Genomic DNA, 23,698 nt, shown 5'->3' with positions numbered 1-23,698 from the left:
GCGGTGTCGTCCGGATCGGCTGCCCGGCGTGCGCGCCACCGTGTCCAGTCGGTCTCCGTCCATTCCGCCGCGAACAGCGGGCCGGGGGCGGTGCGTTCGGCGGGGAGGAGGTCGCCGATGCGGAAGCTGAGGGACATCGCGCGGCGGCGGGTGGCCTGGTGGATGAAGCGGATGCCGTCACCGTCGGCGACCGCCAGCGACACCGATTCGTCGAGGTCGTCGGCGAGCGCGTCGGCGCGGGCGTCCAGCAGTGCGGGCAGGCGGAGGGCGGCGAGGTAGGCGTTGCCGAGTTCCATCACGGGGGGCGCCAGTACGACTTCCCGGCCGTCGAGACGTACGTATCCCATGTGCTCGAGCGTCGCCGTGATCCGGTCCACCGTGGAACGGGCGAGTCCGGTGGCCCGTTCGAGCGCGCTCGGGCTGAGGGTGCCGCCCCCCTCGGTGAGCTCGCGCAGTACGGCGATCCCGCGGATTAGGGGTGTCACCGCCTCGGCCGGTGGCTCGATGGTGCCTGCGGTGCCTGCGGTGCCTGCGGTGCCTGCGGTGCCTGCGGCGTCGGCGGCTCCAGCGGCTCCTACGGCCTCCGCGGTGCCCCGCGGGGCGTCGGCGTCCAGTGCGGTGTTCGCGGGCATCGGCTCCGGCTCTCCACGCGGTACGGCGGTCTCGGTGCGACCGTCGCGGTACGGCGGTCCAGGTGTGACCGTCGCGGGTACGGCGGTCTCGGTGCGACCGCCGTGGGAACGGGCGGTCTCGGAACGCCTACCGTAATCCCAGGCAGCCCGCCGACCGGGTGCTACCTCCGCGTCACCCGCACCCGGTAGTTCCCGTCCGAGTCCGCCTCGGTCACCTTCACGGTGATCCCCCGCAGCGGGTCCTTGAAGGTCTCGCCGGGGGCGAAGGGGGCGTCGGAGAGTTCGGCGTGGACGTTGGGGCTGCTGGTGCAGCCGCCGGAGTGGCGGTGGGCGTCGTAGACCTTGATGGGGCCGCTGCCCGTGTCGACGTTCGCGTCGACCTTGTAGACGAGGATGCCGGGGTGGCACACGGTCTCGTCGTTGCCGCCCTGGGCGCGCAGTTCCAGGGCGTAGCCGCTGTGGCCGCTGACCGGTATGAACACGAGTTTGCGTCCGCCGGTGCGGTACAGCGGGGTCAGTTCGTACTCGGTGGTGCCGTGGGCCGCCGCGCAGCCGACCTGTGCGGGGTCCAGCCAGCCCAGCTTCCACTTGTGCCAGGCGAGCAGGTCGTTCCCGGCGCCCCAGTCCTCGCTCATGATGTCCCAGTGGCCGACCGCGCCGCCGCCCTCCTGGGTGTAGAGGTCGGGCAGGCCGAAGACGTGGCCGTTCTCGTGCGGGAGTACGCGGTAGCCGGTGAGGGCGTAGGAGCCGGATCCGTCGTCCTGGCGGGAGTAGACGAAGGAGGCGTTGGCGACCGGGGTTCCGTCGGCGACCGGTGCCTCGGCGTTGCCGGCGAACGTCACGGACAGCACGGTGTCCAGGGCGGGAGGGCCGGCGTTCGGGGTGATCAGCACGTTCAGCAGATCGTAGGAGTGGAAGTCCACGGTGGGGTCGGCGGCGGCCACGATGTCCTGGACCAGCCGGCGGTAGCCGGGGTCGAAGGGGGCGCCGCGCTCTATGCCGTAGGCCTTGAACGGTTTCGGCATGCGCAGCCAGCCGGTGACCGGTGTCTCGGGGCGGTAGTCGAGACGGCCGTAGGAGGCGGTGCGGAACCACTCCTGGGTCTGCGGGAAGAACTCGTGGAAGCGGTCGAGGGCGTTGCCGTCGCCGGGCGCGTCGGAGAAGTCGACCATGAGGGTCAGGGCACGGACGGTGCCGGTGGAGCGGGCGTAGCCGCCGGGGCTCGGTATGCCCTCGGTCATCTGGACGTCCGGACCGCCGCTGATCATGCAGGGGGCGAGGGCGGGGGAGCGGGCCACGGCGACCGGTCGGGCTCCGGCGGCGGTGGGCCCGGCCGTGAGGTGACCCGTGCCGGCCGAGGTGCTGACCGCGAGGGTCAGCGCGGTCACGGACGCGAGTGCGGCCACACGGCGCGGGCGTATCCGGTGTGCGCCCGGCGCACGCCGGCCGCTGGACGACTGCGGCTGCATGCAGGGACCTTCCGCTCCAGGCAGCCGCCGGTCGCCGACTGCACCCTTGCGATCACCCTGTGTCAGAGGGGTGCGGGGCGCGCGTTGGAGGAGACCGATCGTGGGTTTCTCGGCGGTACGCGGATACGGGAGGTGCTGTGATCCAGCTCACAGGATGTTTTCCGGCGGCGGTGAAATATCCGGGGACCGTTTCCCCGTTTAGCCCTGTGTCCGAGCGAAACGGGGACCGTCTCCCCGGATCGCCCCACCCGTTGAGTTCAGGAGTACGCCGTGCCCACCGCGACGCCCGTACAGCGCAAGGTGAACCGGCCGCGCGCCGACGCCCTGCGCAACCGGGAGCGGATCGTCGCCGCCGCCCGGGAGATGTTCGTCGAGTACGGCCCCGACGTGCCGCTCGACGAGATCGCCCGCCGGGCCGGTGTCGGCAACGCCACGGTGTACCGCAATTTCCCGGACCGCGACGCCCTGGTCCGGGAGGTCGTCTGCTTCGTCATCGACCGTACGGCGCGGGCGGCCGAGGAGGCCCTCGCGGAGACCGGGGACGCCTTCGCGGCTCTGGAGCGATTCGTGCACACCGCGGCCGACGAGCGGATCAGCGCGCTGTGCCCGATGATCTCCACCACCTTCGACCAGAACCACCCCGACCTCGAAGCGGCCCGCAAGAGGGCCGAGCGGATCGTCGAGGAAGTCATGGACCGCGCCAAGGCGGCCGGCCGGCTTCGCCCCGACGTCTGTGTCGGCGACCTGATGCTCGCCGTGAACCAGCTCAGCCGGCCCCCGGCCGGTGCCGGCTGCATCAGCATGGACCGCTTCGCCCACCGACTCCTGCAGCTGTTCCTGGACGGGCTGCGGGCCCCGGCCCGCTCCGTACTCCCGGGCTCGGCCGCGACCATGGAGGACTTCCGGCAGACCTGACCGATCAGTTCCGGGCCGTACACCGGTCGAACTCCACAACAGCCGACCCCCGGCCGCCGTGCGCACGGCGAGCCGCTGATGCCCCATGCCTTTTCCCTTACGGCGTCCGCGACGTTCGTTACGACGTCCACGACGTGCCTTACGACGTCCTGAAGTGAGTATCCGCATGTCCGAAACAGCTCCGGCCACCGTCGGCACCGCCGACCCCAACCGCTGGAAAGCGCTCGTCTTCATCGCGCTCGCCCAGCTGATGGTCGTCCTCGACGCGACCATCGTGAACATCGCCCTGCCCTCCGCCCAGCAGGACCTGGGCATATCCGACGGCAACCGCCAGTGGGTGGTGACGGCGTACGCCCTCGCCTTCGGCGGTCTGCTCCTCTTCGGCGGCCGGATCGCCGACCTGTGGGGCCGCAAGCGGGCCTTCGTCATAGGTCTGACCGGCTTCGCCGCCGCCTCCGCGCTCGGCGGTGCCGCGACCAACGGCGCGATGATGTTCGGCGCCCGCGCCCTCCAGGGCGTCTTCGGCGCCATGCTCGCCCCGGCCGCGCTCTCGCTGCTCGCCGTGATGTTCACGGACGCCAAGGAGCGTGCCAAGGCGTTCGGCATCTACGGCGCGATCGCCGGTGGCGGTGGCGCCGTCGGCCTGATCCTCGGCGGCTTCCTCACCGAGTACCTGGACTGGCGCTGGACCTTCTTCGTGAACGTCCCCTTCGCGGTGGTCGCCGCGGCCGGTGCCTACTTCGTCATCCGTGAGCCGGAGGGCGGCCGCAACCGCTCCGCGCTCGACATCCCGGGTGTGGTCCTGTCCACGCTCGGCCTGGTGTCCCTGGTGTACGGCTTCACCCGCGCCGAGTCCGACGGCTGGAGCGACTCCCTGACGGTCGGCATGTTCGTCGCGTCCGCCGCGCTGCTGCTCGCCTTCGTGGTCGTCGAGTCCAGGGTCAAGGCCCCGCTGCTGCCGCTGCGCGTGGTCACCGACCGCAACCGCGGTGGCATCTACCTCTCGCTGGGCCTGGCGATCATCGCCATGTTCGGCCTGTTCCTCTTCCTGACCTACTACCTGCAGGTCGTGAAGGGCTACTCCCCGGTCAAGACCGGCTTCGCGTTCCTGCCGATGATCGCGGGCATGATCACCGGCTCCACCCAGATCGGCGCCCGTCTGATGACCCGGGTCCCGGCCCGGCTGCTGATGGGCCCCGGCTTCCTGGTCGCCTCGCTCGGCATGCTGCTGCTGACCCGGCTGGAGATCGGTTCCTCGTACGCGACCCTGCTGCTGCCCGCGATGCTGCTGCTCGGCCTCGGCATGGGTACGGCGTTCATGCCGGCGATGTCCCTGGCGACCACGGGCGTCGAGCCCCGGGACGCCGGTGTGGCCTCGGCGATGGTCAACACCTCGCAGCAGGTGGGCGGCGCGATCGGTACGGCGCTGCTGAACACGATCGCGTCCTCCGCGACCACCTCCTACATCAAGGACCACATCGCGACCGCGGGCAGCAAGCCGCAGCAGCAGCTGGTCCAGCTCCAGGGCATGGTGCACGGCTACACCAACGCCATCTGGTTCGCCGTCGGCATCCTGGTGCTCTCCGCCGTGATCGTGGTGACCTTCGTCAACGCCGGCAGCCCGGGCTCCGGCGCGGTCGCCGCCGGTGACGGGGTCGAGGACGAGGCCGCGGTGCCGGTGATCGCCCACTAGGGCCTGTCCTAGCCACGGCGCCGCGGCTGCCTCAGCGGAGCCACGGCAGGTCGGCACCCGCTTCGTCGGGCTGAAGGCCCTCGGCCACGATCTCCATGATCTCGCCGAGGGTCTTCTGCTGTTCCGCGGTCAGGCGCTCGAAGAGGGCCTGGCGTACGGCGGCCACATGGCCCGGTGCGGTGCGCCGCAGCACCTCGTACCCCTCTTCGGTCAGCACCGCGAACTGGCCGCGCTTGTCGGAGGGGCAGTCCTCACGGCGGACCCAGCCGTTCTTCTCCAGGCGGGCGATGGCGTGGGAGAGGCGGGAACGGGTGATCTTGGCCCTCATGGCGAGCTCGGTCATCCGCAGCCGGCCGCGCGGGGACTCGGCGAGTCCGACGAGCAGGCCGTAGTAGACGTGCGGCATTCCCGCGTCGCGCTGCAGCTGGCGGTCGAGAAAGTCCTCCAGCAGCGTGGTGGCGTGCAGGTACGAGCGCCAGACGCGCTGCTCCTCGTCGGTGAGCCAGCGGTGCTCGCCGGTGGAGTCGGGTGCCGTGTTCATGGGTCCCACTGTACGGGGTGCCTTCTTGAAACTTAAACAAGTGGGGTCTACACTGTTCGTAAAGCTTGAGAGTTAAAGCAACCGTAGAAGTGACGAGGGAGCCGCCTCATGTCCGCCATCACACAGGAGCGCATGCCCGCCCTCTACCTCAGCCACGGTGCTCCGCCGCTCGCCGACGACCCCGTCTGGCCGGGGCAGCTCGCCGCATGGTCCGCCGACCTGCCCCGCCCCAAGGCGATCCTCATGGTCTCCGCCCACTGGGAGGAGGCCCCCCTCGCCCTCGGTGCGACGACGACCGTCCCGCTCGTCTACGACTTCTGGGGGTTCCCCGAGCACTACTACCGGGTGAAGTACGAGGCCCCCGGCGCACCGGAGCTCGCCGAGTCCGTGCGCAAGCTGCTGCGCGCCCCCGGCATGCCCGTGCAGGACATCCCGGACCGCGGTCTCGACCACGGCGCCTACGTCCCCCTGGTGGAGATGTTCCCCGCCGCCGACATCCCGGTCCTGCAGATCTCCATGCCGACCCTCGACCCGGTGCGCCTGATGGAGATCGGCCGCAGGCTCGCCCCGCTCCGTGACGAGGGCGTGCTGATCGTCGGTTCCGGCTTCTTCACCCACAACCTGGCCGCGCTGCGGCATGTCGGCGAGGGCGTGCCCAGCTGGTCGTCCGAGTTCGACGACTGGGGACGGCACGCGCTGGAGACCCGCGACTGGGACGCCCTGCTCGACTTCCTCGACAAGGCCCCCGCCGGTCGCTACGCCCACCCGCGCACCGAGCACTTCGCCCCGCTCTTCGTCACCATGGGCGCGGCCGAGGCCGGCGGTGAACTGGACGCGCAGAAGTCCGTGATCGACGGCTTCTGGATGGGCATGGCGAAGCGGTCGGTGCAGTTCGGCTGAGCGGCGGGGCTGAGCCCGTCAGTGCGGCTGAGCGGTGGGGCGCGGCTGAGGCGGCGAGGCGCGTCGGTGAGGCTGAGCGGTGGGGGTGCGGCAGCGCGGCTGAGTCCGGCCCCGCGCCTGCCGGGTCGGCCGCCGGGCCGGTCGCCGGGCCGGTCGCGAGGTCAGAGTTCCTTCTCGTACCAGGCGACGTCCCAGTACCGGCCGAACTTGCGGCCCACCTCCCGGTAGGTGCCGATGTGGCGGAAGCCGAAGCGCTCGTGCAGCCGGGTGGACGCCTCGTTGGGCTGTGTGACGCCCGCGTAGGCGCGATGCAGGTCCTCGCCGGCCAGGGCCTCGAAGAGGGCCTCGTACAGCAGTGTGCCGATGCCGCGGCGGCCGGCGTGCGGGGCGAGGTAGACGGTCGTCTCGACGGACGTGCCGTACGCGGGCTTCGGCCGGTGCGGGCTTGATGTGGCGTAGCCCAGAATCTCCTGTGACTCCGCGGCCACGGCAACCATCAGGCGGTACGGGCCGTCTTCCGGGTGGGAGAGCAGCCAGGGGCGACGCTCCTGCGGGGTGAATGGCGCGATGTCAAATGTGATAGGCGTCTCACGTACGTAGTGGTTGTAGATGTCGGTGAGGGCTTCGAGGTCACCCTCGACACCCGGCCTGACCTGCACCTCTGCACGCTTCGGCAGCATCACACCTCCCTGTGTGGCCGGACAGGGTACTGCATGATCAGAAAAAACGAGGGGTGGGTTGGGAATTCTGTCCGGATTCCAGTCGTTGTTTCCTTCGGATGCCGGGCACCCGAGGAGAGTCCCAAACGTTCAACCCGCGGAGTGCTGAGTGTCCGCATGGACCACCCGCTGACCCTTCCCCACTCTCGACTTCGCTCGAGCGGGGGGACCCCCATTCGCAAGGGAGCACGCATGGCAACCCGTGCCGTCGCCCGTCGTCAGTCCGCCACCGGCGAGACGGCCGACGCGGCAAGCAGTGTTCGCGCCCATGGCGGCGAGATCGCCGACCGCGACCTGGTCGGCATGTACCTCGACGAGATCGCACGGACACCGCTGCTCGACGCCGCCAAGGAAGTCGACCTGTCCCAGACCATAGAGGCGGGTGTGTTCGCACGGCAGATCCTCGACGGGTACGAGGAGTCCAAGACGGACGCCACCCGTGAGGAGCTCGAGGCCCTGGTCGCCGAGGGGGAGCGCGCCAAGGACGTGTTCATCCGCTCCAACCTGCGCCTGGTCGTCGCCGTCGCGCGCCGCTACCCCCGCAGCGGCCTGCCCCTGCTCGACCTGATCCAGGAGGGCAACGCGGGCCTGGTGCGCGCCGTCGAGAAGTTCGACTACCGCAAGGGCTTCAAGTTCTCGACCTACGCCACCTGGTGGATCCGGCAGGCGATCACCCGCTCGATCGCGGACCAGTCCCGCACCATCCGGCTGCCCGTCCACCTCGTGGAGGAGCTGGGCCGAATCCGGCGTGTGCAGCGCGAGTTCAACCGGGAGAACGGCCGTGAGCCGGAGCCCGCGGAGATCGCCGCCGAGCTCGGCTCGACGCCGGAGCGCGTCACCGACGTGCTCGACTGGGCCCGTGACCCGGTCTCGCTGAACATGTCGGTGGACGACGAGGGCGAGACCCAGTTCGGCGACCTGCTCGAGGACACCTCCGCGGTGTCGCCCGAGCAGTCGGTGCTGACGCTGCTGCGCAGCGAGGAGCTGGACGACCTGATCGGCCGCCTCGACCAGCGCACCGCCTCCATCATCAAGATGCGTTACGGCATCGAGGACGGCCGCGAGCGCACGCTGACGGAGGTCGGCAAGGAGCACGGTCTGACCCGCGAACGCATCCGCCAGATCGAGAAGCACGCACTGCTGGAGCTGAAGAAGCTGGCCCGCAGCACCGGCTTCGACGCGGCGGCGTAGGGCCTGCCCGATGCCGAGCGCCCCGGTGCGGACCGCCGGGCGGCCCGGTGTGCCGAGCTCCCGGCGACCGCGTACGCCGGGTGGCGGAAGACCGCGCAAACATGGCTCTGGAGCGCCGCTTCAACTCGTGGGGCCCCGGGAAAAACCCCTCGGGGCCCAGCAGTCCGGGGCCCTGAACCGTCCCCCGGAGGGGGCGCCCCCAGCCGCCTGAAGAGACCTGAAGAGAGACGTGAGCGGAAACGTTCTCTCCCTGATGCCATGTCCCGACGCACATCCCCCCCCGGCGCCGGGACCTTCCCAGAGCCGGGCTTCGGTGCCTGTCCCCCCGGGCGCCGGAGCCCGGCTCCTCGGCGTCGTCCGGGCGGGCCGGAGCGGCGGTCCACCCCGTACCTGAACCCCGGGGTGAACCGTCGGACCGTAGATTTTGCCACACCGGCACAACGGGCCGCCCGTGGAACAAGCGCCTCACAGGCCTCCCGCCCTGCTCAAGCGGTCACCCAACTCCCGCACGCAGGTGACCAGTTCCCCGGGGCGCCGGACGGCGAAGTCGCAGCCCACCATCGCCAGTCGCACCGCCAGCCACTCCATGGGGCCCCCGGACGTCCCGCGCAGCACACAGCCCCCGGAGCCCGCCGGCTCCGGCCGGCCCACCCAGGCCGGCACCCGGGACGCGACGAAATCCGCCGACGCCGCGAACTCGATCTCGTACTCGTACGCGTCCTGCCCGCCGTGAATGGACCGGCGCAGATACTCCGCCGCGCTCCCCGTCGGCAGCTCGCGCGGTGTGAACCGCGCCCCGGTCGCGAACGGCTCGCTCACCCGGTCGACCCGGAACGTGCGCCAGTCGTCCCGGTTCACGTCGTACGCCACGAGGTACCACCGCCGCCCGGTCGAAACCAGCCGGTAGGGCTCGGTCAGCCGCCGCGACTCGCTGCCGTCCTTGGAGCGGTAGGCGAACCGCAGCCGTTCCCGTCCGGCCACCGTCGACGCCATCACGGTGAGCGTCTCCGGTGCGATGCTCGCCCCGTCCCCGCTGGTCAGCGGGGTGGTCGCGGACTGCAGGGTGGAGACGCGGTGGCGCAGCCGGGCCGGCAGCACCTGCTCCAGTTTCGCCAGGGCCCGCACCGACGCCTCGTCGACCCCCGCCACCGCGTGCCCGGCGCCCGCCCGCAGTCCCACGGCGATGGCCACCGCCTCCTCGTCGTCGAGCACCAGCGGCGGCATCGCCTTTCCCGCGACCAGCCGGTACCCGCCGTCGGCGCCCATCGTCGCCTGTACCGGATAGCCGAGCTCGCGCAGCCGGTCGACGTCCCGCCGGACCGTGCGGCGGGACACCCCGAGCCGCTCGGCGAGCTCGCCGCCCGGCCATTCGCGGGGCGTCTGGAGGAGGGAGAGGAGCTGGAGGAGCCGGGCCGGGGTGTCCGTCGTCATACGTGCGAGGATGCCGCAGAAGTAGGACACGATCTGACCTACTCGGCCCCTACCTTCGAGTCATGACCTCCACCGAGACCCGTAAGCCCACCGGGCACGCGGCGGCCGACCGCCGCCGCTGGTTCGCCCTCGCGATCGTGATGACCGCCGCCTTCATGGACCTGGTCGACGTCACGATCGTCAACATCGCGATCCCGTCGATCCAGCAGGACGCGGGCGCCTCCTTCAGCCAGATCCAGTGGATCACCGCGGGTTACGCCCTCGCCTTCGCCGCCGGCCTGATCACAGGCGGACGGCTCGGCGACATCCACGGACGCAAGCGGCTGTTCCTCCTCGGCGTCGGCGGCTTCACCCTCGCCTCCGCGCTGTGCGGCTTCGCCGCGAACCCGGAGATGCTGGTCGCCTCCCGCATCCTGCAGGGCGCGATGGCGGCGATGATGGTGCCGCAGGTGCTGTCGATCGTGCACGCCACGTTCCCGGCGCACGAGCGCGGCAAGGTGTTCGGGCTCTTCGGTGCGATCGTCGGCCTGGGCGCGGTCTCCGGGCCGCTCCTGGGTGCGCTGCTGACCGAGTGGAACCTGTTCGGCCTCGAATGGCGGCCCATCTTCCTGATCAACCTGCCGGTCGGCGTCGTCGCCCTCCTCCTCGGCCGCCGGTTCATCACCGAGTCGAAGGCTCCGAAGGCGCTGAAGCTGGACCTCGTCGGCGTCGCTCTGGTGACGCTGGGCCTGCTGATGCTGCTCTACCCGCTCACCCGGGGCCGTGAGCTGGGCTGGCCGCTGTGGGGGTACGGGTCGATGGCCGGTGCGGTCGTGGTCTTCGCGGCGCTCGTGGCGTACGAGCGGCACAAGAGTGCGCGGGACGGGGCCCCGCTGGTCGAGCTGTCACTGTTCCGTGTGAAGAGCTTCGCGGCGGGCATCGCGGTGCAGATCGTCTTCGGGGTCGGCCTCGGCGTGTTCTTCCTGGTGTGGACGCTGTACATGCAGACGGGCCTCGGCTGGAGCCCGCTGCACGCCGGTCTGACCGGTGTGCCCTTCTCGCTGGCGGTCTCCACCGCGGCCGGGATGTCGGTGCAGAAGCTGGTGCCCCGCTTCGGCCGCAAGGTGCTCCAGGCGGGTGCGCTGATCATGGCCCTCGGTGTCCTGGTCTACCTGGCGGAGGCCCACCGGTACGGCCTCGGTATCGCCTCCTGGCAGATGGCGCTGCCGCTGGTCGTCATGGGGGCCGGCATGGGCCTGATCGTCGCCCCGCTGACCGACGCGGTGCTCTCCGAGGTGCCGCGGGAGCACGCCGGTTCGGCGTCGGGTCTGATCAACACGGTGCAGCAGATGGGCAACGCGCTCGGGCTCGGCCTGGTGTCGGTGGTCTTCTTCGGCTCGATCGGCGACCACCTGACCCGCCCTGAGGTGGGCCCGGCTTTCGTGGACGCGTTCCAGCACGCGCTGGGCTGGGTGGCCGCGGTGATGGGCGTGATCTTCCTGCTGATGTTCGCCCTGCCGAAGCGTCCGGCGCAGCACGTGGAGGGTGGCGGTGCCGAGCTGCCGGCGCAGGAGAGGGAGCGGGAACTCGTGTCCTGAGAGTCCAGTGAGTTCCGGCGAGTTCGTGGGGTCCGGCGGGTTCCGGTGAGTTCGCGGGGCCCGGCGGGTTCCGGCGGGAGGCAAGGGCCCGGCGCCATCAGGTGCCGGGCCCTTCGGCTTGCCCGGATCGGATGTCGGGCCCTTGGGCCTGCCCCGAGCGAGCCCTGAAGTCCGTTCATGCCCGAATGGGATCCGAACCTGTTTACTTTCCGGACATCCGGGCGTAGCCTCCGAATGAAACCACACGTTCGGGCATGAGTCGGAGGCGAACGGACATGTACGCACCGGAGCGGCAGCAGGCGATCCTCCGGCTCGCCCGTGACGGCGGCCGGGTGGACGTGCTGTCGCTCGCCGAGGAGTTCCAGGTGACGGCGGAGACGATCCGCCGCGACCTGAAGGCCCTCGACCGGGCCGGCCTGGTCCGCCGGGTGCACGGCGGTGCCATTCCGGCCGGACGTCTCGACTTCGAACCGGACCTCACCGAACGCGAGGGCACCGCCGCCGACGAGAAGGACCGGATCGCCAAGGCGGCCCTCGCCGAACTGCCGACCGAGGGCACGATGGTCCTCGACGCCGGCACCACGGTCGCCCGCCTGGCCGGCGCCATCCCGCTGGAGGCGCGGCTCACCGTCGTCACGCACTCCCTGCCGATAGCGGCCCGTCTCGCCGACCACCCGGGCATCCAGCTCCACCTCGTCGGAGGACGCGTACGGCACCGCACGCGGGCCGCCGTGGACGCCTGGGCGCTGCGTGCGTACGGCGAGATCCGCGCCGACGTCCTGGTCCTCGCCGCCAACGGCTTCTCCGCCGAGCACGGTCTGACCACCCCCGACCTCGCCGAGGCCGCGGTCAAGCGCGCGGCGATCGCCGCCGCCCGCCGCGTGGTGCTGCTCGCCGACGCCACCAAGTACGGCCAGGAGCACTTCGCCCGGTTCGGCGACCTGAGCGACGTGGACCTGCTGATCACCGACAGCGGGCTGAGCCCCGAAGACGCCGTCGCCATCGAGCGCGGCGGCACGGAAGTAGTGCGCGCATGATCCTCACCGTCACCCCCAACCCGTCCCTCGACCGTACGTACGAGGTCCAGGCCCTGAAGCGCGGTGAGGTCATCCGCGCCGAGACCGAGCGCATGGACCCCGGCGGCAAGGGCGTCAACGTCTCGCGTGCCGTGACGGCCGCCGGGCAGCGCACGGTCGCCGTCCTGCCCCTGGGCGGTGCGCCGGGCGCGCTCGTCGCCGAGCTGCTCGACGCGCAGGGCATCGAGGTCGCGCCGGTCCCGGTCGCCGGTGCCACCCGCTCCAACATCGCGCTCGCGGAGGCGGACGGCGTCCTGACGAAGATCAACGCGCCCGGCCCGGAGCTGTCCCGCCAGGAGCAGGAGCTGCTGCTGGAGACGGTCCGCGCGCAGTCGGGCGACGCCGACTGGATCGCCTGCTGCGGCAGCCTGCCGCGCGGCCTCGCCCCGGCCTGGTACGCCGACCTGGTCGCGCGGGCGCACGCCGCCGGCAAGCGCATCGCCCTGGACACCTCCGGACCCGCGCTGCTTGAGGCGCTGCGGGAGCGCCCCGACGTCGTGAAGCCCAACGCGGAAGAGCTGGCGGAGGCCGTCGGACGTCCCCTCGCGACCGTGGGCGACGCCGTGAAGGCGGCCGAGGAACTGCGGGAGATGGGCGCGCAGGCCGTCCTCGCGAGCCTGGGCGCCGACGGCCAGCTGCTGGTGGACGCCTCGGGGGCCTGGTTCGGCAGCGCGCGGGTAGACGCGGTACGCAGCAACGTGGGCGCCGGTGACTCCTCGCTCGCCGGTTTCCTGATCGCCGGCGGCAGCGGCCCCGAGGCACTCGCCTCCGCCGTCGCCCACGGCGCGGCCGCCGTCCAGCTGCCCGGCAGTGTCATGCCGACCCCCGCCGACCTGGACCCGGCGGCGGTGACGGTCACAAGGGAGGTCCCGGTGAACCGCGATCTGACGGAGCCGGTGTCATGAACGCACGTACGACCCTGCTCGCCGCCCCGCCCGGGCTCCTCGGCACCCCGTCCCGGCACCCCGAGCTGAAACGGTTCTCCATGAAGCGGCGAGGCGCCTCGTTACTCGCCGCGACCGCCGGCCGGCAGGGCAACCTGAGCCGCTCCGCCGGCCCGCGGAGGCGGGGCTTCCCCGGTCCCGCCTCCGCACCCACCGCCACCCCCCACTCCGCCAGCCCCACCCCCGCTGCCCACCACAGCACCCCCGTCCCCACCCCCGCCCACCTCACCCCCCGGGCGATACGCGTGCGAAGGAGCCCGCGATGAGCGAGATGATCACCGCGGACCTGGTCGACCTCGACCTGTCCGCCGACACCAAAGAGGCGGCGGCGCGCGCCCTCGCCGAACGCATGGTGACCCTGGGCCGGGTGACCGACCTGGACGGCTTCCTCGCGGACGTGGCCGCCCGCGAGGCGCAGATGCCGACCGGCCTCGACGGCGGCATCGGCATCCCGCACTGCCGCAGCGAGCACGTCACCGAGCCGACCCTGGCCTTCGGGCGCAGCGCCGCCGGGATCGACTTCGGCGCCGCCGACGGACCCGCCGACCTGATCTTCCTGATCGCCGCGCCGGCCGGTGCCGACGACGCCCACCTGACCATCCTGTCCTCGCTGGCCCGGCAGCTGATGAACGCCGAGTTCACCTCCGCGCTGCGCTCGGTGGGCGACGCCGCCGCGGCGGCCGCGCTCATCCGGGGCGACGAAGCGGCCGACGAGGCCGGCGCGACCGAAGACTCCGCTGCGGCGTCGGCGGCGGCCTCCGCCGACGCCGCAGCGGGCGACGAGGCCCCCGCCGGGACTCCCGCCGAGGAGCAGCGGCCGTTCCGTGTCGTCGCCGTCACCTCCTGCCCGACCGGCATCGCCCACACCTACATGGCGGCGGAGTCACTGGAGACCGCCGGCCGGGAGGCGGGCGTCGAGGTCGTCGTCGAGACGCAGGGCTCGGCCGGATTCACCCGGCTCGACCCGGCGGTGATCGCCGCGGCGGACGGCGTGATCTTCGCCCACGACGTGCCGGTGCGCGACAAGGACCGCTTCGCCGGGAAGCCCACCGTCGACGTCGGGGTGAAGGCCGGCATCAACCGGCCCGGCGAACTGATCACGGAGGTCCGTCAGAAGGCTGAGCGCGGCGAGGTCACGGCCGCCGCCGCGCCCGGCACGCCGGTCGAGCGGTCCGGTGACGCCGGCGAGGGCTATGGCACCAAGCTGCGCAAGTGGCTGATGTCCGGCGTCAGCTACATGGTCCCGTTCGTCGCGGCGGGCGGTCTGCTGATCGCCCTGGGCTTCGCGATCGGCGGCTACGAGATCAAGTCGGCGCCCTCGGTCATGGACCACTTCGTGTGGACCCAGTCGCACAGCTGGGCGGCCCTGATGTTCCAGATCGGCGCGGTGGCGTTCGGCTTCCTCGTCCCGGTCCTGGCGGGCTACATCGCCTACGGCATGGCGGACCGGCCCGGCCTGGTGCCCGGATTCGTGGGCGGCATGATCGCGTCCACGATCAACGCCGGCTTCCTCGGCGGTCTGGCGGCCGGTCTGATCGCCGGTGGCGTGGTGATGGCCATCCAGAAGGTCCGCATCCCGGCGGCGCTGCGCGGCATCATGCCGGTGGTGGTGATCCCGCTGATCTCCTCGGCGATCGTCGGGTTCCTGATGTTCGTGGTCATCGGCAAGCCCATCGCGTCCGCGCAGAAGGGCATGACCGACTGGCTGAACGGCCTCTCCGGCGCCAACGCCCTGCTGCTCGGCGCCCTGCTCGGCCTGATGATGTGCTTCGACCTCGGCGGCCCGGTCAACAAGGTCGCGTACACCTTCGCCACGGCCGGTATCGCGGTCTCCAACCCCAGTGACTCCGCGATGAAGATCATGGCCGCGGTCATGGCGGCCGGTATGGTCCCGCCGCTGGCGATGGCCCTGGCCACCACCGTCCGGGGCAAGCTCTTCACCCAGGCCGAGCGGGAGAACGGCAAGGCCGCCTGGGTCCTCGGCGCCTCCTTCATCTCCGAGGGCGCGATCCCGTTCGCGGCGGCCGACCCGCTGCGGGTCATCCCGTCCTCGATGGTCGGCGGCGCGGTCACCGGCGCCCTGTCGATGACCTTCGCCGCCACCCTGCGCGCCCCGCACGGCGGCATCTTCGTGGTCCCGCTGATCGGCAACCCGTTCCTCTACCTGATCGCCATCGCGGCCGGTGTGTGCGTCACCACGGCGCTGGTGGTCGTCCTCAAGGGCATGCGCAAGCAGGCCGGGGAGGCCACGGGCAGCGGGGCGGCGGCCGGCCCGGCCACGGGGACGGCGGAGCGTAAGCAGCCCGTCGCCGCGTAACCAGCGCCGCTTCCTCGCCCTTTGGGACGCTGTGCGTCCTTCACGGCACCTGCGATATACGTCACGGTCCGGGACAGAAGTCCCGGACCGTGGTGTGTACTGGGGCCTATGCCTGCGCACGTCTCGATCCACCAGCTGGTGGTGGTGACCCTCCTCGCCCTGGCGACCGCCGCCTGGGTGACCGTCGTGACGGGCGTCCTGCGCCGCCGCCGCTACGAGGCCGCCGCACGGCGCTCCGCCCAGTCGCCCGGTGTCCTCCCGGAGCGGCATCCGCACGCCCCCGAGCGGGAGTCCGTGGAACTGACCCCGGCGGAGCAGGACGCCTTCGCCGGTCTGATACGCCGACTGCACAGGCCGTAGGGCAAGGGCGCGAAGGGTCCGGCTTCAGGCCTGCTGGGCCGCCCGCCGCTCCATCGCGTCGCGGGCCGCGTCCTCCGAGGCGTACACCTCGCACATGTGCCGTCCGTCCGGCGTCGCCGTGTGCTCGACCTCCCAGAGGGAAAGCTCCTTGCCGTCGTGCAGCAGGAAGGCGTGCTCGTAGAGCGAGAAGCTGGGCGTGCCCCGGCCGGTCCGGCTCGGGCGTCCGAAGGCCTGGGTGATCTGGTGGGCGAACGCCGTCGACAGCAGCGCCGCCGTCTCCTCGCCCGGCCGGTCCGCGTTCTCCGCGCGGCGCAGCAGCCGGCGCGCGTGGTCCGCCGAGTCGTCGGGGGCGTACAGGTGCCGCGGCTCGGGGACCGGTGACAGCTGGGTCAGGACCGGCAGCTCGAAGTCCGGCGTGTCCGGCGGCAGCGGCAGCCGGGACGTGGCGGCGCGCAGCTCCTCCTCGTCCACGTACACCTCGTGCTGCGGCTCGCTGCCGGGCGTGGTGTTGTGCACCAGCTCCCAGAGGGTGACCGCGGAGCCGTCGGCGAGCAGCCAGCTGTGCCGGTACGTCTCGCGGTGCAGCCCGGCGCTGTGGTGGGCGGAGTGCAGCGAACTGTCGTGCGCCAGCGGGCAGTCCAGCTGCCGCAGACACTCGTCGGGCAGCTCGAAGGAGTTCAGGGCACGGCCGAGGAGTCGCGCGAGGTGCTCCTCTGGAGACTCGGGCGACTCGGCTGGTTCGTACGCTGCCGTCTCGTACGGAACGCTCAAGGCTTCTCCCGGCGTTGCTGCATGTCACCTTGTGGGTGCATACCGTAGCCCCTCGGTCGGACATCATGTCCTGGAACCGAGAAAACGTATGCCCGGAAAACGCGCGGACCGCGCGGGAAATTCCCGCACGGCCCCGGTTCTCGTCAAAGACCGCCGATCAGGCGTCACTTGATTTGCTGCGAGGAGGCCCGGCGTTCACGCCGGGGAGTGTCGCCGCTTCCGGCCTGCCCGGGCGCGGAACGCCCGTACGGCTTGCCCGGCGGGGCCGGGTGAAGGCGAACGTGTGTGCCTCGGGCCGCTGGTTGGGGTGATCGTGACCGGAGAGGGGCGCAGGTGTGCGGATGTCGCGCGTACGGTCGTCCCGCATGAGCGGGCTGATCGGACGGGACGGGGGTGCGGCGGGGGTGAGGGAGTGCGATGGGGTCGGGTATGCCCGGTACACCTACCGGCTGCGGGTGTCGTCCACGGCCCGCGCCGGGCTGGGGGCGGAGTGGGACCGCTGCCGCTGGCTGTGGAACGAGTGCGTGGCCCGCTCGAAGAAGGCCCATAAGGAGGGGGAGGAGTGCGGTCCGGCCCGGCTGGACCGGATGCTGACCGCCGCCCGCGCCGTGATCCCGTGGCTGGCGGCGGGGTCCTCGGTGGTGCAGCAGCAGCTCATCCGCGACTTCGGCGCCTCCCGCGCGAAGGCGGTGAAGGACATCAGGCAGCGGTTGCCGTTGCTGCGGCGGGCCGGGATGCCGAGGTACAAGAAGAAGCACCAGGCGGATTGCACGCTGAACTACACCCGGCGTGGCTTCCGCCTGAAGGACGGTCGGCTACATCTGGCGGGCGGCATCGTCGTGAGTGTGGTGTGGTCCCGCGCTCTGCCTGCCCAGCCGTCCTCGGTGCGGATCTACCGGGACAGCCTCGGGCACTGGTACGCCTCCTTCGTCGTCCCCGCCGAGGCCCAGCCTTTGCCCGCCACCGGCCGAGTGCTCGGCGTCGACTGGGGCGTCAAACAGATCGCCACCACCACCTCCGACACCCACGACCTGCCCCACCCCGAACACGGCAGGAAGGCCAGGGAGAAACTGTCCCGGTATGACCGGATGATGGCCCGCCGCAAACCGAAGAAGGGGCAGGCTGCCTCGAAGGGGTACCGGGAGGCGAGGCGGTGGCGGGCGAAGACCTACGCCAAGATCGCCCGGCAGCGGCAGGATGCGGGCCGCAAGTGGGCGAAGAAGGTGGTGCGCGACCACGACGCGATCGCGGTGGAGGACTTCCGCCCGAAGTTCCTCGCCAAGACGAGCATGGCCCGCAAGGCCGCCGACGCCGCGATCGGCGCCACCAAGAAGGCGCTGCTGGAGATGGGCCGCAAGCACGGCCGGGACGTACGGCTGGTGCATCCCGCGTACACCACCATGGACTGCGCACGGTGCGGAGCGAGAACCAAGCACGCACTGCCGCTGTCGGAACGCACCTACACCTGCACCACCTGCCAAGCGGTGTCCTGCCGGGACAAGAACTCCGCGCAGGTGATGCTCGTCCGGGCTGGTCTGGCCCCGGCTGGTGTCGAGGGCACAAGACCTCCTAGAGCGCCGCTCCAGGAGGCAGCCTGAGCCAGGAATCCCCTCCCTTCAGGGAGGGGAGCAGTCAATTCCCGCGGTCCACTCCATGCAGCCGGTGAACCTGAAGGGCTGATTGGGGGGTTCCGCCCGTTCCCGCTGAAGTCCACTACCTGACAGAACCAGGACAATCGCAGCCGCTCGCGGACCTGGAGCCGCGGAACGGGGTTTCACCGGGCGCCGTAGAGCTCCTCGTACGACGGCCAGGCCCCGCCCGGTCCGGACACCGGCTCGGCGGCGCGTACGGCGCGGGCGATGGCCCGGGTGACCAGGTCCGGGCAGACCGCCAGGAGCGGGTTGAGCGCGAGCGGGTCCTCGGCGGGGAGCGGGCGGGCCCCCGTCGCCAGGGCGAACACGGTGTCGCCGTCATTGAGGAGATGGACCGGACGGACGGCGCGGGCGATGCCGTCGTGGGCCGTGCCGGCCAGCTTCTGTGCCTGCGCCTTCGACAGGTCCGCGTCGGTGGCGACCACCGCGAGCGTGGTGTTGAGCGGCGGCAGCGCGTTGCGCGCGGCGGACTCGGCGATGCGCCGGCGCGCGGCCTCGTGGACGTGCGCCTCCGGGTACTCCACCCGCCCCTGGAAGAACTCCCCGTACAGCACCCCCGTTTCCGGATCCACCGCCGACCCGACGGCGTTGACCACCACCAGTGCGGCCACCGTGACTCCCGAGCCGAGGACCGTGCTCGCGGTGCCGATCCCGCCCTTGAGCGCGCCGACGACGGCGCCCGTGCCGGCACCCACGCACCCCTGGGGTACCGGAGCCCCGGGCGCGCTCGCCGCGGCGGCCTCGACCGCCGCCCGCCCCGTGGCCGCGTCCGGCCGGGCGCGGAAGTCCCCGCCCCGACCGAGGTCGAAGACGCAGGCGGCGGGCACCACCGGCACCACATGCGCCGGATCCGGCCCGACCCGCACCCCGCGTCCGCGCTCCTCGAGCCAGGACATCACGCCGGCCGCTGCGTCGAGTCCGTACGCGCTGCCGCCGGTCAGCACCACCGCCTCGACCTTCTGCACCATGTTGCGGGGGTCGAGGGCGTCGGTCTCCTTGGTGCCGGGGCCGCCACCGCGCACGTCCACGGCGGCCACCGCCCCGCCCTCCGGCGCCAGCACGACCGTGGTGCCGGTGAGCCGGCCGTCGCCGGTCCTGGTCGCGTGCCCCACCCGGAGCCCTGTGACGTCCGTCAATGCGTCAACTGTCATACGGGCCAGTCTGGCCCGGCCCGGGAACCGGGGGCCCTTACCCTGGAGGTATGAGCAGCGCCCCCGATCCCCGTGAGCCGAAGCCCCGGCTGGTCTTCGACGACCCGCTGGAACAGCAGTCCTCGGACGACACCGACCGCGGATGGGGGGAGCGGTCGGAGACGGACGGTGCCGGAGACCTCAGGCGCTTCCTCGACGAGAAGCCGCCCCACCACCTCTGAACCGCCCCACCGCTTGCGCGGGCCGCCGTCCGACTGCCGCGGGCCGCCGCCCCACCGCTTGCGCGGGCCGCCGTCCGACTGCCGCGGGCCGCCGCCCCACCGCTTGCGCGGGCCGCCGTCCGACTGCCGCGGGCCGCCGTCCCACTGCCGCGGGCCGCCGCTACCGCTCGCCGCGGTCCAAGGCCCGCTGGGCGACCAGTTCGTCGCGGATCTCCTTGAGCACGTCCAGCTCGGTCAGCTGCACGACCTCCGTCGTGCCCTCCCGCGCCTTCCTGCGGGCTTCCACCCGGGCCAGGTACCGGGACATCGGCAGGACCATCAGGAAGTACACCACCGCACCGGTGATCACGAAGCTCAAGGTGGCACCGAGGACGGATCCCCACATCAGCCGGATGCCGTGCGTGCCCTTGCACGACGAGCTCAGGCACGAGCTGTAGTTGTCCAGGTTCTGCGTGCCGACCGCTCCGACCAGCGGGTTGATTATCCCCTTCACCACCGAGTTGACGATGTTCGTGAAGGCGGCGCCGATGACCACCGCGACTGCCAGATCGACGACGTTGCCGCGCATCAGGAACGTCTTGAAACCCTGCCAGACGCTCGGTTCGTTCTTCTCGATCACCTAGGGGCCTCTCTTCGCATGCACGGGGTGTGGAACAAAACGCTCCGCAACCTACGGCACGCCCCCGTGCCCCTGTCCACCGCGGTGGCCCCGGTGAGCGGCTCAGCACAGCGTCACCGCCAGCCGTGCCGTCGCGCTCGCGCCGACCAGCCGTGCCGCGGTGCGCCGCGGAACCGCGAGTACCACCAGCGCCCCGTTGCCGGCACCGTCCAGGGCCTGCGGCACTCTCGTCACCCGGGCCCCGCGCGCGACCACCCGGGCGTCACCGCCCGCGGCGGGGTCCTCGGCGGCGATGACGTCGACCCGGTCACCGGGCCGCAGCAGCCGCACGGTGGCCGCGTCCGCGATCCGGACCGGCGCCGTCACCACGCCGTCCGCGGGGCGCCGCGGTACCGGAGCCGCCACCGGGTGCCCACGGGCCCGCCCGGCGCGGTCCGGCTCCGGCGCGGTGCGCGGTCCCGCCGCCACCAGCGCGGCAGCGGTCACGGCGAGACCGGCCGCCAGTGCCCGCCTGCGCTGCCGTACCAGCCGCTGCAGCTGGTACCTCCCGCCGCGCACCCGCACCGGTGCGAAGTGCGGCACCTCCGACGTGGCGGGGGCGTCGGTGCCGGGCGGGGCCGGAAAGGGAAGGGCCCAGGAAGGAGGGGAGGGCCGGGAGGGCGAGGAGGGAGGGGACGGCGAGGGGGACGCCTGCACGGGGACCACCACCTGTGGCGAGGAGACGAGGAAACGGCCTGCGATGCCACGATGAGGCCTCGAGCCGAAGCTCGCCGGAGCCGGTGGACGACCGGCGGGTTGTGGACAACCCCGCCACCCGAACGCGTACTTCCGCTACCGCGGCACCACGTCGCCCCGCCCTCTCGCCGCCACGGCACTACGGCAGCGCGAACCCCGGATCCATCCCGCCCAGCGCGTTCACACAGGGGCAGATCCGTCCCGCGGTGTCGGGCAGCGCCGCCACCGCGTCGAACAGCACGCCGCGCATCCGGTCCACGTTGGCCGCGAACACCCGCAGCACCTCCTCGTGCGAGACGCCCTCGCCGGTCTCCGCGCCCGCGTCCAGGTCGGTGACCAGGGTCAGCGAGGTGTAGCAGAGCTCGAGCTCACGGGCGAGCGCGGCCTCGGGGTGGCCGGTCATGCCGACCACGGACCAGCCCTGCGCCCGGTGCCACAGCGATTCCGCCCGGGTCGAGAAGCGCGGGCCCTCGACCACGACCAGCGTGCCGCCGTCCACGGGCTCCCAGTCGCGGCCACGGGCCGCCTTCAGCGCGGCGGACCGCCCGGTGGGGCAGTAGGGGTCGGCCAGCGACACGTGCACCACGTTCGGAATGGTGCCGTCCGGCAGCGGCAGCCCGTCGAAGTAGCTGTTCACCCGGGACTTCGTGCGGTCCACCAGCTGATCCGGGACCAGCAGTGTGCCGGGCCCGTACTCGGGGCGCAGCCCGCCCACCGCGCACGGACCGAGGACCTGGCGGACACCGACGGACCGCAGCGCCCAGAGGTTGGCCCGGTAGTTGATGCGGTGCGGCGGCAGGTGGTGCCCGCGGCCGTGCCGGGGCAGGAAAGCGATGCGCCGGCCGGCGACCTCACCGAGGAAGAGGGAGTCGCTGGGCGCCCCGTAGGGGGTGTCCACCTGGACCTCGGTCACGTCGTCGAGGAACGAGTAGAAGCCGGAGCCGCCGATTACACCGATCTCTGCGTTCGCCATGCGCAGCACATTAGTCGCACCGGCGGACGCCGAAGACCCTGCCGTCCATGACGGCAGGGTCCCGTAAGAGAAAGGTCAGGCGGCCGAGCTGCCGGCGGAACTCGAGGCCGAAGAGCCCGAGCCGGACGACGACGCCGACGAGGACGAAGAGCCCGAGGAGGACGTCGAGGACGACGAGCCGGAAGCGGTCGACGAACCCGACGACTTCGACGCCGTACTGCTGCTCGACGAGGAGCCGCGGCTGTCGTTGCGGTAGAAGCCGGAGCCCTTGAAGACGATGCCGACCGCGGAGAACACCTTCTTCAGGCGGCCACCGCAGCTGGGGCACTCGGTCAGGGCGTCGTCGGTGAACTTCTGCACCGCCTCGAGGCCCTCGCCGCACTCGGTGCACTGGTACTGGTAGGTCGGCACTGTCTTCCTCCTGGCACTCTCACTCGATGAGTGCTAACGACGATCCATAGTGACGTATTCCGGGGGATCAGTCCACCGTGACCGGCGCTCGGTGACCCACGCCACGTGCGACCGTCCGGTTGGCGGGCCGGACGGCCAGCAGCGACCGCAGCGTCACCAGGGTCGCCAGGGCCAGCGCGGTGCCGGCCGCCGGCACCAGGAAACCGGCGCCGTCCCACAGGCGGTCCTCCAGCTGCCCGGCGACGGTGACGGCGGCCGCCTGGCCGAGCGCCACGGCGCCGGTCAGCCAGGTGAAGGCCTCGGTGCGGGCCGCCACCGGGACCAGGCCCTCGACCAGGGTGTAGCCGGTGATCAGGGCGGGTGCGATGCACATGCCGACCAGCAGGCCGAGCCCGGCGAGGAGGAGCACCGAGTGGGCCGTCCACAGGGCGGAGGCGGTCAGCGCGAGCGCGGCGTAGCCGATGACCAGGCGGTGCTGCGGGGCGGTCTTCCAGGCGATGGCACCGCAGGCGAGTCCGGAGAGCATGTTGCCCGCGGCGAAGGTGCCGTAGAGGACGCCGTTCAGGCCGGGCTCGCCGATCGACTCGGTGAACGCGGCGAGCCCGACCTGCATGCCGCCGAAGACGGTCCCGATGCCGAGGAACGTCACGACCAGGACGCGCACCCCGGGGACGCGCAGTGCGGAGACGTGCTTCACGCGCGCGTGACCGGCGTCCGCGCCCACCGCGGGCTGGGTGCTCTTCCGCGCGGCGAACAGCAGACCGCCGACCAGCGTGAGCGCAGCCTCCGTGACCAGGCCCGCCGCCGGGGTCACGGCGGTGCACAGGGCGGTCGCCAGCAGCGGGCCGACGACGAAGGTCAGCTCGTCCGTGACGGACTCGAAGGCCGCCGCGGTGGACATCAGGGGCGAGTCCTGCAGCTTCACCGCCCAGCGGGCGCGCACCATCGGACCGATCTGCGGTACCGAGGCGCCGGTCGGAACGGCCGCGGCGAACAGTGCCCACAAAGGTGCGTGGGCCAGGGCGAGCGCGGTCAGGGCCAGGGCCGCCAGGGTGTGCACGAGGACACCGGGGACCAGCACCGCGCGCTGGCCGTGGCGGTCGGCGAGGCGGCCGCCGTAGGGCGCGAACAACGCCATGGACACGCCGGTGGCGGCCGCGGCGGCGCCCGCCGCCCCGTACGAGCCGGTGGTGTGCTGCACCAGGAGCACGATGGAGAGGGTGAGCATCGCGAACGGCTGGCGTGCCGCGAAGCCGGGGAGCAGGAACGTCCATGCGCCGCGGGTGCGCAGCAGTTGCCCGTATCCGGGGCGGGAGGAGGCCGGCGAGGTGCTCGACGGCTCGGTGGTGACCGTGGACTCCACGGCCCGTGCCTTTCTGCCGCCTGGTAGCGCGACCCCT

Annotated in this window: 24 protein-coding genes; 12 read left to right on the top strand and 12 right to left on the bottom strand. The window is 72.0% G+C overall.

What is annotated here, in order from left to right:
* Both ACWC21_RS30705 and ACWC21_RS30700 read right to left on the bottom strand, forming a co-directional pair.
* The coding region (locus tag ACWC21_RS30705) for a helix-turn-helix domain-containing protein (RefSeq protein WP_450886490.1) at nt 1–632 on the bottom strand (632 nt) is incomplete at its 3' end.
* Between the two features lie 161 nt (nt 633–793).
* Nucleotides 794–2,101, bottom strand: coding sequence for a M6 family metalloprotease domain-containing protein (locus ACWC21_RS30700; protein WP_450886489.1), 1,308 nt, complete (start codon nt 2,099–2,101; stop codon nt 794–796).
* 270 nt (nt 2,102–2,371) lie between these two features.
* On the opposite strand from ACWC21_RS30700, the gene ACWC21_RS30695 reads away from it, so the two are divergent.
* Entirely contained in the window at nt 2,372–3,016 is a 645-nt protein-coding gene (locus ACWC21_RS30695) for a TetR/AcrR family transcriptional regulator (protein ID WP_450886487.1), read from the top strand.
* A 166-nt stretch (nt 3,017–3,182) separates the two neighbouring features.
* Nucleotides 3,183–4,709 (top strand): MFS transporter, encoded by a 1,527-nt coding sequence (locus ACWC21_RS30690; protein WP_450886486.1) that lies wholly within the window; start codon nt 3,183–3,185, stop codon nt 4,707–4,709.
* A 31-nt stretch (nt 4,710–4,740) separates the two neighbouring features.
* On the opposite strand, the gene ACWC21_RS30685 is transcribed toward ACWC21_RS30690, so the two are convergent.
* Complete coding sequence (locus tag ACWC21_RS30685; protein ID WP_450886484.1) at nt 4,741–5,250, bottom strand: MarR family winged helix-turn-helix transcriptional regulator; 510 nt, start codon at nt 5,248–5,250, stop codon at nt 4,741–4,743.
* Between the two features lie 108 nt (nt 5,251–5,358).
* Between ACWC21_RS30685 and ACWC21_RS30680 the strand changes: the two genes are divergently transcribed.
* On the top strand, nt 5,359–6,150 hold the full coding sequence (locus ACWC21_RS30680; protein WP_450886482.1) for a dioxygenase family protein: 792 nt from the start codon (nt 5,359–5,361) through the stop codon (nt 6,148–6,150).
* Nucleotides 6,151–6,311: 161 nt separating this feature from the next.
* On the opposite strand, the gene ACWC21_RS30675 is transcribed toward ACWC21_RS30680, so the two are convergent.
* Nucleotides 6,312–6,827: an N-acetyltransferase family protein gene (locus ACWC21_RS30675; RefSeq protein WP_450886543.1), complete on the bottom strand. Its 516-nt coding sequence runs from the start codon at nt 6,825–6,827 to the stop codon at nt 6,312–6,314.
* 234 nt (nt 6,828–7,061) lie between these two features.
* Between ACWC21_RS30675 and ACWC21_RS30670 the strand changes: the two genes are divergently transcribed.
* Nucleotides 7,062–8,060, top strand: a complete 999-nt coding sequence (locus tag ACWC21_RS30670; protein WP_450886480.1) for a sigma-70 family RNA polymerase sigma factor — start codon at nt 7,062–7,064, stop codon at nt 8,058–8,060.
* Between the two features lie 465 nt (nt 8,061–8,525).
* On the opposite strand, the gene ACWC21_RS30665 is transcribed toward ACWC21_RS30670, so the two are convergent.
* On the bottom strand, nt 8,526–9,491 hold the full coding sequence (locus tag ACWC21_RS30665) for a helix-turn-helix transcriptional regulator (RefSeq protein ID WP_450886478.1): 966 nt from the start codon (nt 9,489–9,491) through the stop codon (nt 8,526–8,528).
* A gap of 62 nt (nt 9,492–9,553) precedes the next feature.
* Between ACWC21_RS30665 and ACWC21_RS30660 the strand changes: the two genes are divergently transcribed.
* The 6 genes from ACWC21_RS30660 to ACWC21_RS30635 all read left to right on the top strand — a co-directional run bounded on the left by ACWC21_RS30660 (nt 9,554) and on the right by ACWC21_RS30635 (nt 15,765).
* Entirely contained in the window at nt 9,554–11,068 is a 1,515-nt protein-coding gene (locus tag ACWC21_RS30660) for an MFS transporter (RefSeq protein WP_450886477.1), read from the top strand.
* A gap of 275 nt (nt 11,069–11,343) precedes the next feature.
* The gene (locus ACWC21_RS30655) at nt 11,344–12,105 is read left to right on the top strand and encodes a DeoR/GlpR family DNA-binding transcription regulator (RefSeq protein ID WP_450886542.1); all 762 of its coding nucleotides are present in this window, start codon (nt 11,344–11,346) and stop codon (nt 12,103–12,105) included.
* Complete coding sequence (pfkB, locus tag ACWC21_RS30650; protein WP_450886475.1) at nt 12,102–13,049, top strand: 1-phosphofructokinase; 948 nt, start codon at nt 12,102–12,104, stop codon at nt 13,047–13,049. Before ACWC21_RS30655 ends, pfkB begins: the two co-directional genes overlap by 4 nt.
* A complete protein-coding gene (locus ACWC21_RS30645) occupies nt 13,046–13,354 on the top strand; it encodes a hypothetical protein (protein ID WP_450886473.1) in 309 nt (102 codons plus the stop codon). The genes pfkB and ACWC21_RS30645 overlap by 4 nt, the downstream gene beginning before the upstream one ends.
* On the top strand, nt 13,351–15,405 hold the full coding sequence (locus ACWC21_RS30640) for a PTS fructose transporter subunit IIABC (protein ID WP_450886472.1): 2,055 nt from the start codon (nt 13,351–13,353) through the stop codon (nt 15,403–15,405). Before ACWC21_RS30645 ends, ACWC21_RS30640 begins: the two co-directional genes overlap by 4 nt.
* A gap of 108 nt (nt 15,406–15,513) precedes the next feature.
* Entirely contained in the window at nt 15,514–15,765 is a 252-nt protein-coding gene (locus tag ACWC21_RS30635) for a hypothetical protein (RefSeq protein ID WP_450886470.1), read from the top strand.
* A 24-nt stretch (nt 15,766–15,789) separates the two neighbouring features.
* On the opposite strand, the gene ACWC21_RS30630 is transcribed toward ACWC21_RS30635, so the two are convergent.
* Entirely contained in the window at nt 15,790–16,536 is a 747-nt protein-coding gene (locus ACWC21_RS30630) for a DUF6227 family protein (protein WP_450886468.1), read from the bottom strand.
* 365 nt (nt 16,537–16,901) lie between these two features.
* Here ACWC21_RS30630 and ACWC21_RS30625 point away from each other — a divergent pair, with 365 nt between their 5' ends.
* Nucleotides 16,902–18,134, top strand: coding sequence for an RNA-guided endonuclease InsQ/TnpB family protein (locus tag ACWC21_RS30625; protein WP_450886467.1), 1,233 nt, complete (start codon nt 16,902–16,904; stop codon nt 18,132–18,134).
* Nucleotides 18,135–18,310: 176 nt separating this feature from the next.
* On the opposite strand, the gene ACWC21_RS30620 is transcribed toward ACWC21_RS30625, so the two are convergent.
* A complete protein-coding gene (locus ACWC21_RS30620) occupies nt 18,311–19,339 on the bottom strand; it encodes a P1 family peptidase (RefSeq protein WP_450886465.1) in 1,029 nt (342 codons plus the stop codon).
* A 50-nt stretch (nt 19,340–19,389) separates the two neighbouring features.
* Here ACWC21_RS30620 and ACWC21_RS30615 point away from each other — a divergent pair, with 50 nt between their 5' ends.
* Complete coding sequence (locus ACWC21_RS30615) at nt 19,390–19,560, top strand: hypothetical protein (protein WP_450886463.1); 171 nt, start codon at nt 19,390–19,392, stop codon at nt 19,558–19,560.
* Between the two features lie 160 nt (nt 19,561–19,720).
* Here ACWC21_RS30615 and mscL read toward each other — a convergent pair whose 3' ends face one another.
* The 5 genes from mscL to ACWC21_RS30590 all read right to left on the bottom strand — a co-directional run bounded on the left by mscL (nt 19,721) and on the right by ACWC21_RS30590 (nt 23,661).
* Nucleotides 19,721–20,179, bottom strand: a complete 459-nt coding sequence (gene mscL / locus ACWC21_RS30610; protein ID WP_450886462.1) for a large conductance mechanosensitive channel protein MscL — start codon at nt 20,177–20,179, stop codon at nt 19,721–19,723.
* Between the two features lie 102 nt (nt 20,180–20,281).
* Nucleotides 20,282–20,875, bottom strand: coding sequence for a hypothetical protein (locus tag ACWC21_RS30605; RefSeq protein ID WP_450886460.1), 594 nt, complete (start codon nt 20,873–20,875; stop codon nt 20,282–20,284).
* Nucleotides 20,876–21,053: 178 nt separating this feature from the next.
* Complete coding sequence (locus ACWC21_RS30600; protein ID WP_450886458.1) at nt 21,054–21,887, bottom strand: S-methyl-5'-thioadenosine phosphorylase; 834 nt, start codon at nt 21,885–21,887, stop codon at nt 21,054–21,056.
* Nucleotides 21,888–21,962: 75 nt separating this feature from the next.
* A complete protein-coding gene (locus ACWC21_RS30595) occupies nt 21,963–22,298 on the bottom strand; it encodes an FmdB family zinc ribbon protein (protein WP_450886456.1) in 336 nt (111 codons plus the stop codon).
* A 67-nt stretch (nt 22,299–22,365) separates the two neighbouring features.
* On the bottom strand, nt 22,366–23,661 hold the full coding sequence (locus tag ACWC21_RS30590; protein ID WP_450886454.1) for an MFS transporter: 1,296 nt from the start codon (nt 23,659–23,661) through the stop codon (nt 22,366–22,368).
* Nucleotides 23,662–23,698 lie beyond the last annotated feature (37 nt).

Source organism: Streptomyces sp. NPDC001348 (assembly GCF_053597535.1).
The sequence above is the reverse complement of the archived record's forward strand: the minus strand, read 5'-3'. Positions and strand labels throughout refer to the sequence as shown.